11 protein-coding genes are annotated in these 11,735 nt (G+C 65.2%); 8 read left to right on the top strand and 3 right to left on the bottom strand.

What is annotated here, in order from left to right:
* Positions 1-414 precede the first annotated feature (414 nt).
* The 6 genes from P1IM2_RS18375 (at position 415) to P1IM2_RS18350 (ending at position 3,775) form a co-directional block, all read left to right on the top strand.
* Complete coding sequence (locus P1IM2_RS18375) at positions 415-669, top strand: DUF6356 family protein (RefSeq protein WP_062902045.1); 255 nt, start codon at positions 415-417, stop codon at positions 667-669.
* 130 nt (positions 670-799) lie between these two features.
* The gene (locus P1IM2_RS18370; protein ID WP_186403415.1) at positions 800-1,567 is read left to right on the top strand and encodes an alpha/beta fold hydrolase; all 768 of its coding nucleotides are present in this window, start codon (positions 800-802) and stop codon (positions 1,565-1,567) included.
* 9 nt (positions 1,568-1,576) lie between these two features.
* Positions 1,577-2,014, top strand: a complete 438-nt coding sequence (locus P1IM2_RS18365) for an acyl-CoA thioesterase (RefSeq protein WP_058813425.1) — start codon at positions 1,577-1,579, stop codon at positions 2,012-2,014.
* A 9-nt stretch (positions 2,015-2,023) separates the two neighbouring features.
* Complete coding sequence (locus P1IM2_RS18360; protein WP_062902043.1) at positions 2,024-2,461, top strand: VOC family protein; 438 nt, start codon at positions 2,024-2,026, stop codon at positions 2,459-2,461.
* A gap of 74 nt (positions 2,462-2,535) precedes the next feature.
* Positions 2,536-3,264: a hydroxyacylglutathione hydrolase gene (gene gloB, locus P1IM2_RS18355; protein WP_186403414.1), complete on the top strand. Its 729-nt coding sequence runs from the start codon at positions 2,536-2,538 to the stop codon at positions 3,262-3,264.
* 61 nt (positions 3,265-3,325) lie between these two features.
* Positions 3,326-3,775: a hypothetical protein gene (locus P1IM2_RS18350; protein ID WP_186403413.1), complete on the top strand. Its 450-nt coding sequence runs from the start codon at positions 3,326-3,328 to the stop codon at positions 3,773-3,775.
* Between the two features lie 81 nt (positions 3,776-3,856).
* Here P1IM2_RS18350 and P1IM2_RS18345 read toward each other — a convergent pair whose 3' ends face one another.
* From P1IM2_RS18345 to P1IM2_RS18335, 3 genes are all read right to left on the bottom strand, one after another.
* Positions 3,857-5,686: an AMP-dependent synthetase/ligase gene (locus tag P1IM2_RS18345; protein WP_186403412.1), complete on the bottom strand. Its 1,830-nt coding sequence runs from the start codon at positions 5,684-5,686 to the stop codon at positions 3,857-3,859.
* Between the two features lie 81 nt (positions 5,687-5,767).
* Positions 5,768-7,459 (bottom strand): gamma-glutamyltransferase, encoded by a 1,692-nt coding sequence (gene ggt, locus P1IM2_RS18340; protein WP_062902039.1) that lies wholly within the window; start codon positions 7,457-7,459, stop codon positions 5,768-5,770.
* A gap of 83 nt (positions 7,460-7,542) precedes the next feature.
* Complete coding sequence (locus tag P1IM2_RS18335; protein WP_186403411.1) at positions 7,543-8,613, bottom strand: quinone-dependent dihydroorotate dehydrogenase; 1,071 nt, start codon at positions 8,611-8,613, stop codon at positions 7,543-7,545.
* A 121-nt stretch (positions 8,614-8,734) separates the two neighbouring features.
* Between P1IM2_RS18335 and P1IM2_RS18330 the strand changes: the two genes are divergently transcribed.
* Together P1IM2_RS18330 and P1IM2_RS18325 are read left to right on the top strand one after the other, a co-directional pair.
* On the top strand, positions 8,735-10,552 hold the full coding sequence (locus P1IM2_RS18330) for a DUF885 domain-containing protein (protein WP_186403410.1): 1,818 nt from the start codon (positions 8,735-8,737) through the stop codon (positions 10,550-10,552).
* Positions 10,553-10,682: 130 nt separating this feature from the next.
* A complete protein-coding gene (locus P1IM2_RS18325; RefSeq protein WP_058812752.1) occupies positions 10,683-11,540 on the top strand; it encodes a helix-turn-helix domain-containing protein in 858 nt (285 codons plus the stop codon).
* The last annotated feature ends 195 nt before the right edge of the window (positions 11,541-11,735 follow it).

Below are 11,735 nucleotides of genomic sequence, written 5' to 3'. Positions count from 1 at the left end.
CCGGGCCCAAGCTCCCCAGCGGTCTCGAGAACCTAGGTGGCAACGGGCTCGCAGACGGCGCGGGAGGGTCCGCTAGCGGACCCTCCCGCAAACGCGCTTATGCATCATTATCAAGATACAAGGTGGCGGCGGCCTTCGATTGCCTGGTCGGCGCTCCGGACAAGGTGGGCATATATCCCATTCGAACAAGTAAGTGTTACCCCGCAAAGGCGGGGGTCCAGCTTCGACGCGAGGTGTCGAAGGCCGCGCTGCCGCGCGTCTCTTGGTTGGAGCTGGACCCCCGCCTTCGCGGGGGAACGCACCTTCCTTGTCGCAAGGGCGTAACCGCCCCGCCACGGGGAGGATCCGGATACCGCCCTTGCCTGCGCCCCGGCCGCTCGCTAGGGCGGCGGCAACCCAAAAGGAGCCGCCAAAATGTTCAAGCGCCTGTTTGTCGATCATCCGAAAAGCGTAGACGAAAATTACGTCGAGCATTTCGGGGTCGCCGCGCGCTTCGGCTTCACGATGATCTGGGGCGGGCTGTGTGCGCTGGTCCATGCGGTCGTGCCCGGCTGGTGCATCACCACCGGCAGCGACACCATCCAGCGGCTCAACAAGATCATGGTCGAACAGCGCCGCGCCAAGGGCCAGGCCGTGGCGCAGATGAACACGGTCGATTGGGTGATCTGACGTCGGTGGGGGCGATCTGGCACCCAAATACCCGTTCGCATCGAGCGAAGTCGAGATGCCCCTCGGCCAAGCGTTGCCCCAACGGGTGTCTCGACTTCGCTCGACACGAACGGAATGAGAGGTCGGTTCGATGAGTGAACCCGCAATGCCCGAGTATCTGGACCGTCCCGGCCGCCCGCGGCTTGCCTATCGCCATGCCAGTGGCACGGGACCGACGATCATTTTCCTGCCCGGCTATATGTCCGACATGGCCGGCGGCAAGGCGACCGCGCTGTTCGACTGGGCGGCCGCCGAAGGGCAGGCCTGCCTGCTGCTGGATTATGCGGGCTGCGGCCTGTCCGACGGACTGTTTGCCGACCAGACTTTGCTCGACTGGCGCGGCGACGTCCTCGACCTGATCGACGCAAAGGTCGAGGGGCCGGTGATCCTTGTCGGATCGTCGATGGGCGGCTGGCTGATGCTGCTTGCGGCGCGCGAACTGGTCGCGCGCGACGGGCCGGCGCGGGTGGCGGGAATGGTCGGCATCGCGGCGGCGCCCGACTTCACCCGCTGGGGTTTCTCGCCGGAGGAAAAGGCGATCATCCTCGCCGAAGGCGCGCTGATCGAAGAGACGCCCTATGGCGATCAGCCCTATGTGACGACGCGCGGCTTCTTCCAGTCGGGAGAGGCGAACTTGTTGCTCGACGGTGAAATCCCCCTCGCCTGTCCGGTGCGACTGCTCCACGGCCAGGAGGATGGCGACGTGCCGCCCGACATCAGCCTGCGCCTTGCCGCGGCGCTTGCCAGCGACGATGTGCAGGTGACGCTGGTCAAGGGCGGCGACCACCGCCTTTCGCGCGATGGCGACATCGCCCTGTTGATCGATACCGTCGCGCGCCTCGCGACCCATCCGGACTGAAGGACAATCATGGCCCGCAGCGACTATAAATTCCATGTGCGCAAACGCGTTCGCTATGCCGAGATCGACGCGCAGCGCGTCGTATTCAACAGCCGCTACCTTGAATATTTCGACATCGGCATCACCGAATATTGGCGCGCGGCGGGTGTATATGATCGCTGGCCCGGCCACGACAGCCCCGAATTCCATGTTGCGCGCGCCGAGATCGACTATCGTGCGCCCATCCTGCTCGACGAGGAAATCGACATCTGCGTGCGCGCGGCGCGGGTCGGGCGCAGTTCGATGGTCTTTCATTTCGAACTGCACGGCGCGGGCGTGGACGATCTGCGCGCGACGGGCGTTCTGGTCAACGTCCATGTCGCCGAAGCGCAGGGCGCGCCGAGCCCGGTCCCCGATGAATTCGTAAATCTGTTCGAAGCGTTTGAAGGTCGCCCGCTTCGTGCCTAATATGGGGGCATGACCAAATATCTCCACACGATGATCCGCGTTTCGGATCCCGACGCCACCATCGACTTCTTCAAGCTGATCGGGCTTGAGGAAGTCCGCCGCTTCGACAGCGAAGCGGGCCGGTTCACGCTGATCTTTCTGGCCCCGCCGGGACAGGCCGGCATTGCCGAGGTCGAACTGACCTATAACTGGCCGCCCGAGGATGGTAGCGCCCCCGAAAGCTATTCGGGTGGGCGCAACTTCGGGCATCTCGCCTATCGCGTCGACAATATCTACGAAACCTGCCAGCGCCTGATGGACGCCGGCGTGACGATCAACCGCCCGCCGCGCGACGGCCATATGGCCTTCGTGCGATCGCCCGACGGCATTTCGGTTGAGCTGTTGCAGGACGGCCATCTGGAGCCTGCCGAACCCTGGGCCTCGATGCCCAACACGGGAAGCTGGTAGATCGTGCAACCAAGGCGGCGCGCGCGCGTGTCCGTCTTGGAAGGCATGAGGCCGGCGAGACATAGGAGAAGAGCGTGAGCGCGCTGGAAATCGTCCGCATCCCCGTCCTCAGCGACAATTATGTCTGGCTGGTCCACGATCCGGCGAGCTTCGAAACGATGGTCGTCGACCCCGCCGTGGCGGAGCCGGTGCTGGCCGAGGCGGACGCGCGCGGCTGGCCGATCACCGCGATCTGGAACACCCACTGGCACCCCGACCATACGGGCGGTAACGCCGACATCAAGGCAAAGACCGGATGCGAGATCATCGCGCCGGCGGCCGAGCGCGCGCGCATTCCGACCGCCGACCGCCTCGTCGCCGATAGCGACCGGGTCATGCTCGGCGCGCATGTCGCCGATGTCTGGGCTGTCCCCGCGCACACCGCCGGGCATATCGCCTATCATTTTGCCGGGGACGGTGTGATCTTCGTCGGCGACACATTGTTCGCGATGGGATGCGGGCGCCTGTTCGAAGGCACCGCCGACCAGATGTTCGCGAACATGCAGCGCCTCGCCACCCTCGACGATACGACGCGCGTTTATTGCGCGCACGAATATACGCTGTCGAACGCGCGCTTCGCGGTGACGGTCGATCCCGACAACCGCGCACTGGCCGAGCGCCTGAGCGCGGTCGAAACGGCGCGCGCGCAAGGCATGGCGACGGTGCCGACGACGATCGGCGACGAGCGCGCGACCAACCCCTTTCTGCGCGCGCCCAGCGCAGCGGAACTCGGCCGCATCCGCGCGCTGAAGGACGCGGCCTGACATGGGTTGCTTCAGCCCTCGTTCAGCGTCCGTCCGCCAAACAACGCCCGTCAGGATCCCTATGATGACCATGCCCCGTTTTGCCCTTTGCACCGTACTGATCGGCGCCGCCGCCTCGCTTGCCGGCTGTGCGCCGTCGGGAAGCGGCACCCCCGGTGCCGCAGCGCTGACGCCCAAGCAGGCGGCGACGCTCGACAAGCAGCTCGCGGGCAAGACGCCCGGCACCCCGGTCAAATGCCTGCCCAATTACCGGACGTCGGACACCATTCGCGTGTCGGACAACATCCTGCTCTATCGATCGGGGCGCAATCTGGTTTACCGCAACACGCTGAAGGGCAGTTGCCCCGGCCTCGCGCGAGACAGCGATATCATGGTCGTGCGCCAGTTCGGATCGTCGACCTGCGAAGGCGACTTCTTTTACCTGGTTGATCGCAGCAGCGGCATTCGCGGTCCGACATGCGTTTTTGGCGAATTCGTCCCCTATCGCAAACCGGCGGGGGACGGCGGCTGAACCAAAGGTTCGGTCACAGGCGGGGGTCCGGTTTGCGCCGAGCTTTTCGGGTCGCGCCCCCGCCTGTATCCTGACGCGAACCTACCCCTTGTAGAGCGCCGCGATCTTGTCCTCATAGACCTTGCGCAGGATGTGGCGGCGGATCTTCATCGACGGGGTCATCTGTTCATTCTCGATCGTGAAGGGTTCGTCGGCAAAGTCGAACTTGCGCACCTTTTCGATCACCGAAAGCTGGCCGTTGACGCGGTCGACCGCCTCGCGGATCGCGGTGCGGAATTTTTCGTGCTCGCGCAGCAGTTTCAGATCCTTGGGCAGCCCTTCGACCTCGGCCCATTCGGCCATCCATTCGGGATCGGGCACCAATATGCCGACGAGGTGCGGGCGCTTGTCGCCATAGACCATCGCCTGCAGGATTTCGGGCTGGAGCGTCAGCATCCCTTCGACCCGCTGCGGCGAGACATTGTCGCCCTTGTCGTTGACGATCAGATCCTTCTTGCGATCGGTGATGACGATGCGGCCCTGATCGTCGATATGGCCGATGTCGCCGGTATGGAGCCATGGCCCCTTGTCGGGTTCGGCCGGATCGGGAACGAGGACGCGCGCCGTTTCCTCCTTGTTGCGCCAATAGCCCTTCATGACGAGTTCGCCGCGGACGCAGATTTCGCCATCGTCGGCGATCCGCACTTCGGTGTTCATCAGCGGCGGGCCGACGGTGTCCATCTTGAGGCCGACCGAGGGACGGTTGCAGCTGATCACCGGCCCCGCCTCGGTCTGCCCATAGCCCTGAAGCAGCGTCAGGCCGATCGAGTGGAAGAAAACGCCGATTTCGGGGTTGAGCGGCGCACCGCCCGAAACGAGCGCTTTCATGCGGCCGCCGAAGCGCTGCTGGATCTTGGGGCGGAACAGCTTGTTGAGGATGAGGTCGACCGGGCGGTCGAGCACGCCGAGGCGGCGCTCATAATCCTTTTCGCCGACGCGCAGCGCCTGGCTGAGCATCCAGTTCGCAAGCTTGCCCTGCTTTTCGACCGACTTGATCATCCGGGCGCGGATCACTTCGAACAGCCGCGGGACGACGACCATGATCGTCGGCTTCGTCTCTTCGATGTTCGAGACGAGCTTTTCGAGACCCTCGCTGTAATAGATTTGTGCCCCGACCATGATCGGCAGGAACTGTCCGCCCGAATGTTCATAGGCATGGCTCAGGGGCAGGAAGGAGAGGAAAACCTCTTCGTCGCCGATGCCGAAATCATTGACCAGCACCTCGGCGGCGCCCGCCGCATTGTGCAGGATCGCGCCATGATGCTGCATCACTCCGCGCGGCGCGCCGCCGGTGCCGCTGGTGTAGATAAGGCAGGCGGTATCATCGCGCGTCATCGCGAGCCCGCGCGCCCTCGCGTCCGCCAGATGCGCCTCGCCGCCTTCGACCAGCGGCGCCCAGTCGTGGACCGCCACCTCGCCCTGCTGGCCGACGCGCAGGCTTTCCATGCTGATGACGATATGCGCGTCGGACCGCATTACCGCGGGCATCAGGGTGCGCGCGAGCTTTGCGGTCGAGACGATGACGGCGCGCGCGCCGCTGTTGTCGAGGATATGCTGGTGATCGCGTTCGGTGTTCGTGGTGTAGGTCGGCACGGTGATGCACCCCGCCGCCATGATGGCGAGATCGGCGATGCAGAATTCGGGCCGGTTTTCGCTGACGAGGACGACGCGGTCGCCCTCCTTCAGCCCCAGCGCGCGCAGATTATGCGCGAGCGCGGCGACCTGGTTCGCAACCTGCCGCCAGCTCAGCGGTTGCCACGCGCGATCGGCCTTGTGCCAGAGAAAGGGGCTTTCGCCGCCCCGTTCGGCACGGTCGAAAAACATCGCGACCAGACTGGGAAAATGGTCGAGATGCGGGTTGTCCAGCTTCATGCCTCTCGCTCTCCTCGGGAGGTTATTGTCGTTGGGTCGTTCTTAGGGTGAACGGCGTTCCGGTTGAAGCCCCCTTCCGGGTCAGTTCTGGGCCGGGGCGCCATCGACCGACGAGGTGCCGGGCCCGCGCGGGTCGGCGGCGCCGCGCCAGCCATCGCCGACGCGTTCGATCGCGTTGAGCTTCGAGCCCAGATCGGTCGGCGTGAAGCTGTAGCCGAAGGGCTTCATCTTCGCCGCGATCGCCTTGCCGAGATCGTCATTCTCGATCAGCACGCCCTGCTGGCCGAAGAAGATATTGGGCAGTTCCATCGCGTCCTGCGCGCTGAGGCCCCAGTCGAGGACGCCGATCAGCGTCTTGGTCACATGCATGATGATCCGCTTGCCGCCCGCCGAGCCGACCGCGAGGATCACCTTGCCGTCGGGGCCATAGACGATCGTCGGCGACATGGAGGAAAGCGGCCGCTTGCCCGCTTCGACCCGGTTGGCGGTCGGCTGCCCGTCCTTGACCGGCACGAAGTCGAAATCGGTGAGTTCATTGTTCAGGAAATAGCCGTTGGCGATGAGCTGGCTGCCGAAGATGCTTTCGACGGTCGAGGTCATCGAGACGACATTGCCGTCCTTGTCGGCGACGACGAAATGCGTCGTGCCATGTTCGGGAATCGGCGGTGCGGCAGCGCGCGGCTTCGCGCCCGGCGGCGTGCCGGGTTCATAATGACCCGCAGCGCCATAGGGCGAGATGAGCTGGCGGCGTTCGGCCAGATAGCCTTTGTCGAGTAGGCCTTTCACCGGCACATCGACGAAATCGGCGTCGCCGAGATAGGCCGCGCGGTCGGCATAGGCGAGTTGCATCGCTTCGGCCAGCAGGTGCCAGCTCATCGGATTATCCTTGCCCATCGCCTTCATGTCATAGCCCTCGAGCATGCCTAGGATGCCGAAGACGGTCGTCGCGCCCGACGAGGGCGGCCCCATGCCGCACACCTTGTAGATGCGATAGGTGGTGCAGACCGCCGGGCGCTCCTTCGCCTGATAGGCGGCGAGATCCTTGAGCGTGAGCTGTGCCTGATTGCGCGGCGCCTTGGCCACCGCGTCGCTGATCGCCTTGGCGTTGGCGCCCGCATAAAAGGCTTCGGGGCCCCGCGCTGCAATGTCGCGCAGGATGGCCGCATAGGCGGGGTTGCGGATCACGGTGCCGACGGGCGCGGGTTTGCCGTCGACATAATAGATGGCGCGGGCGGCCGGGAAATCCTTCCACACCGGCTGGAATTGCTCGAGCCAGGTGTAGAGCGCGGGCGTAACCTTATATCCGTCCTCGGCCAGTTTGATCGCGGGCTGGAACAGCGCCTTCCATTCGAGCTTACCCCATTTCTTGTGCGCCATTTCCATCAGGCGGACATTGCCCGGAACGCCGACCGACAAGCCGCCCGGCACGACGTCCATGAAGCCGCGCGGCTTGCCGTCGGGGCCGAGGAAGCGGTCGCCCTTCGCCGCCGCCGGCGCCTTTTCGCGGCCGTCGATGGTCGAGATGCTGTCGTCCTTGGCATTGTGATAGACCATGAAGCCGCCGCCGCCGATGCCGCTCGATTGCGGTTCGACGAGGGTCAGCACCGCGACCATGGCAATCGCGGCGTCAGCCGCCGATCCGCCCTGATGCAATATCTCTCGCCCCGCCTCGGTCGCGCGCGGGTCGGCCGACGAGGTGACGCCCTGCGCCGCGGCAAGCGACGGAACGGCAAGGACGAAGAGGCTGAAGACAGCAAAGAGTCGTTTAAGCATGGGCGCGACATTGGCGCGGGGGTCTGTCGAGTGCAAGCCCTGTTCCCCCCGCCCGTCTCCCCTCGCCCGTCGGCGCGAGCAGGTCAGGCGCCGGCGCCCACCGCGTCGCTCACCCGCGCAAAGCCGTCGCGCGCGGCGCGAGCTTCGAGGCCGTGCGCGATGCGTGCGGCCAGCCCCGGCCCTTCGAACACCATCGCCGAATAAATCTGGATCAGGCTGGCGCCTGCACGAATGCGCGCCCAGGCCTGATCGGAATTGGCGATACCGCCGACGCCGATCAGCGGCACCGCTCCGCCGCTTGCCCGGCGAAAGTCGCGCAGGCGCTGCAACGCAAGATCGTGAAGCGGCGCGCCCGATAGCCCCCCCGCCTCGTCCGCGTGGCGCGAGGCGAGCGGCGGGCGCGTGATCGTGGTGTTCGACACGATGATCGCGGCCAGGCGCTTGTCGATCGCCACCGCGACGATATCGTCGATGTCGGCGGGTTCGAGATCGGGTGCAACCTTCAGGAAGACGGGCTTGGCCGCTCCCGCGGGCTGCGCCGCGGCGACGCCGTCGAGCAGCGCCTCGAGTGCGCCGCGATCCTGCAAGGCACGCAGGCCCGGCGTGTTGGGCGAAGAAATATTGACGGTCAGATAGTCGGCGAGCGGCGCCATGGCCGCCGTGCCCTTCGCATAGTCGGCGATGCGGTCGGCGCTGTCCTTGTTTGCGCCGATGTTGATCCCGAGCGGCACCGGCAGACCGTAGCGGCGCAGGCAGGCGATGCGGTCGGCCGCCTTTGCCTGCCCACCGTTGTTGAAGCCCATGCGGTTGACCACCGCGCGGTCCTCGACCAGCCGGAACAGCCGCGGGCGCGGATTGCCGTCCTGCGGCAAGGGGGTGAGCGTCCCGACCTCGACAAAGCCGAAACCGAAATGGGGCATCGCATGCGCCACGCGCGCATCCTTGTCGAAGCCGGGGGCGAGGCCCACCGGATTCGGGAAGTGCAGCCCTGCCAGTTCGGTCGCCAGCACGGGGCTGGTCAGCGCGCGGCGCGCGCGCGGCAAGGGCTGCAACGCGGCGAGCGTCAGATTATGCGCCGCCTCGCCATCGGTCGCGTGAACGACGGGGCGGACAAGGCCGTAGGCGGCATCGGCGGCGGAGGCAAAAAGCGACATGCCCCCGCCATTGCGCCGGGGCGGCGGCTATGGCAAGCCCCCTGCCGACCAGCCGGAAATCGTTGCAAAATGAGGGGCCTTGCCGGACCCGCAGTCAGCCGGCCAACAGAGGGAGACATTTGTGTCGCATCGCCGTTTCGCCGCCCGCCCGTCCACCGCGATCCTGTCCACCGCGCTTGTGCTGCTGGCAACAGCGGGATGCACGCCGGCGACCGTGGCGACCGCACCGCAATCGCCCGCGGCGAGCGCACCGGCCGGCGCCGACCTCGCGCAATTCTTCGACAATTATGACGAGGCGCAACTGTCGCTGAGCCCGCAAGGCAAGGCCTATCGCGGCATCCGCGACGCCGATTACGGCAAGTGGAACGACCCGAGCGACGATGCCGAGGTTGCCAGCCACACGCTGCAACAGGCGACCGCCGCCGCGATGCGCGCGAGCTTCGACCCTGCGAAACTGTCGCCGGAGGAGGCGCTGTCCTTCGAACTGTTCAACGCGCAGGCGGCGCGCGCAGAGCGGCTGTTCCCGTTCCGCGACGATGAATATATCTTCGACCAGATGAACGGCGCGCAGAGCCAGATGCCCGCCTTTCTGATCAACATTCACCGCGTTGCCAATGTTGCCGAAGCCGAAGCCTATGTGGAGCGCATCCGCGGCATGGGTTCGGTGCTCGACGCGCTGTCGGCCGAATCGGCGCGGCGCGCCAAAAAGGGCGTCCAGCCGCCGAAGTGGGTCTATGCCTATGTCATCAGCGACATCGAAAATCTGATGAAGCCGGACAATGCGGTGATCGAGGATATCGGCGCGAAGGTCGGCAAGCTCGACATCGACGCCGGCGAAAAGACGCGGCTGACCGATGCCGCGAAGGCCGCATGGACCGAAAGCGCGGGCCCCGCCTATGGCCGGCTGCTCGCCGAAATGAAGCGCCAGCAGGCGGTCGCGCCGACGCAGGACGGCATCTGGCGCCTGCCCGACGGCAAAGCCTATTATGCCGCGCTGCTCGCCAATTACACGACCACCGACATGAGCGCGGCGCAGATCCACGCGCTCGGCCTCTCCGAAGTCGCGCGTATCCACGGCGAGATGAAGAAGATCATGGCACAGGTGGGCTTCAAAGGGACTTTGCGCGAGTTTTTCGAGCATCTGCGCACCAGCCCGCAATATTATTATACGACCCGTGAGGATTATCTGGCCGATGTCGATGCCAAGGTGAAGGCGATGGAGGCGCGGCTGCCCGCCTTCTTCCATACGCTGCCCAAGGCGCACCTGCAGGTGAAAGCGGTCGAAGCGTTCCGCGAAAAGTCGGCGGGCAAAGCCTTTTACCAGTCGCCCTCGCCCGACGGATCGCGGCCCGGCACCTATTATGTGAACCTTTACGACCTTCGCGACATGTCGAAGACCGAGCTCGAGGCGCTCGCCTATCATGAGGGTATTCCGGGCCACCACCTGCAGCGCGCGGTGCAGACCGAGCTGACCGGCCTGCCGCCCTTCCGCCGCTTCGGCGGCTTCACCGCCTATACCGAGGGCTGGGGCCTCTATTCGGAGGAACTCGCCAAGGACATGGGCTTTTACACCGATCCCTACAGCGACTTCGGGCGACTCGGCATGGAATTGTGGCGCGCGTGCCGGCTCGTCGTCGACACCGGCATTCACGACAAGCGCTGGAGCCGCGAGCAGGCGATCCAGTATCTCAAGGACAATACGCCCAACCCCGATGGCGACATCGAAAAGGCGATCGAACGCTATATCGTCTATCCGGGGCAGGCGACCGCCTATCTGATCGGCAAGCTCAAGATCATGGAACTGAGGACGCGCGCGCAGGCGGCGCTGGGCGACCGTTTCGACTATCGCGACTTTCACGATGTCGTGCTCAAATCGGGGCCGGTGCCGCTCGACATCCTCGAACGCAGCGTCGATGCCTGGATCGCCGCCAGCCGTTGATAGTGCGAATCAAAATTGCGCCTTGACGCAGCCGGGCGTTCTGAAATTATAGCGGGGAAGCAACAGGCGGCAACAAAGCCACCGAAGGGTCGGTCTCGTCATGTCGGATACGTCAGCCTCATCCGGGCAGATGAGCGGCGAGCAGCCGTTCGAGCTGCACTATTTTCCGCCCGATCCCGATCTGGCGGACATGGTGTCGAGCTTTTACTGCGCGCGCATCAACATGCCGCGCTTCGACGAATATGAGCGCGCCGACCGCCCGCAGTTTCGCTTCATCACCGTCGCCGACGGCGAATATGTCTTTTCGGACGGGCACAGCAGCGCGGTACGGCGCGCGAATATCGTCGGGCCGACGAGCGGGCGCGTCCGCGCGATCAGCAACCGCCCGACGCGCATCTTCGGCTTCGGCATGCTGCCCGCCGGCTGGGCCGCGCTGATGGGCAGCCATGGCGAGAAACTGACCGACCGCGCGATCGACGCGGCCGATCTGTTCGGCGACTGGATCAACGAGGTCGCCGACGCGATACTGGGCGCCGCGAACGACGAAGAGCGGCTGATCATCGGTAATAATTTCGTCCGCGCGGTGCTGAAACAGACCGAGGCGCCCGCGATGTGGTTCATCCGCACCGTCGATGAATGGCTGACGCGATCGGCGTCGCCGCAGGTGCATGACCTGGTCGAAGCAACCGGCATGTCGATCCGCTCGGTCGAGCGGATGACCAAACATTATTATGGCCTGTCTCCGCGCATGCTGGCGCGCAAATATCGCGCCGTGCGCGCCGCGGCGGCACTGGCGCGCGGCGAGACACTCGACCAGGCGCAGCTTGGCGACGCCTTTTACGACCAGTCGCACCTGATCCGCGAGATCAAGCGCTTTGCCGGGGCAACCCCGGGACAGCTCGGCAAGCCCACGCTTTATACCGAGGCGACGACGAAGGGCCGCAAGCAGCTTGCAGGCAAGGTCAGCCCGATCGTTTCCGAAACCTGAGTCCATTCGCCCTGCCCCACGACGGGACGGTCTTTTTCGGCGCCGAGCGACGATTTGGCGTTTTGATACAATCGCGAATCAGGCCCGCGACCTATCCGGAACCTGCGACCCAGAAGAGCTCTTCCTTTGACGAGGACTGAGACCTTCATCTCGGCACTCATTCGGCTCCGGCTGGATGGGTGCCTTTTTTTATTG

This window comes from Sphingopyxis sp. P1IMeth2 (assembly GCF_900185685.1).
GTDB classification, from domain to species: Bacteria; Pseudomonadota; Alphaproteobacteria; order Sphingomonadales; family Sphingomonadaceae; genus Sphingopyxis; species Sphingopyxis terrae_A.
The sequence above is the reverse complement of the archived record's forward strand: the minus strand, read 5'-3'. Positions and strand labels throughout refer to the sequence as shown.

Bases quoted from the DNA above. Each gene is read 5' to 3' on its own strand.
- P1IM2_RS18375 (WP_062902045.1), top strand. From the start codon at position 415: ATGTTCAAGCGCCTGTTTGTCGATCATCCGAAAAGCGTAGACGAAAAT.
- P1IM2_RS18370 (WP_186403415.1), top strand. From the start codon at position 800: ATGAGTGAACCCGCAATGCCCGAGTATCTGGACCGTCCCGGCCGCCCG.
- P1IM2_RS18365 (WP_058813425.1), top strand. From the start codon at position 1,577: ATGGCCCGCAGCGACTATAAATTCCATGTGCGCAAACGCGTTCGCTAT.
- P1IM2_RS18360 (WP_062902043.1), top strand. From the start codon at position 2,024: ATGACCAAATATCTCCACACGATGATCCGCGTTTCGGATCCCGACGCC.
- P1IM2_RS18350 (WP_186403413.1), top strand. From the start codon at position 3,326: ATGATGACCATGCCCCGTTTTGCCCTTTGCACCGTACTGATCGGCGCC.
- P1IM2_RS18345 (WP_186403412.1), bottom strand. From the start codon at position 5,686: ATGAAGCTGGACAACCCGCATCTCGACCATTTTCCCAGTCTGGTCGCG.
- ggt (WP_062902039.1), bottom strand. From the start codon at position 7,459: ATGCTTAAACGACTCTTTGCTGTCTTCAGCCTCTTCGTCCTTGCCGTT.
- P1IM2_RS18335 (WP_186403411.1), bottom strand. From the start codon at position 8,613: ATGTCGCTTTTTGCCTCCGCCGCCGATGCCGCCTACGGCCTTGTCCGC.
- P1IM2_RS18325 (WP_058812752.1), top strand. From the start codon at position 10,683: ATGAGCGGCGAGCAGCCGTTCGAGCTGCACTATTTTCCGCCCGATCCC.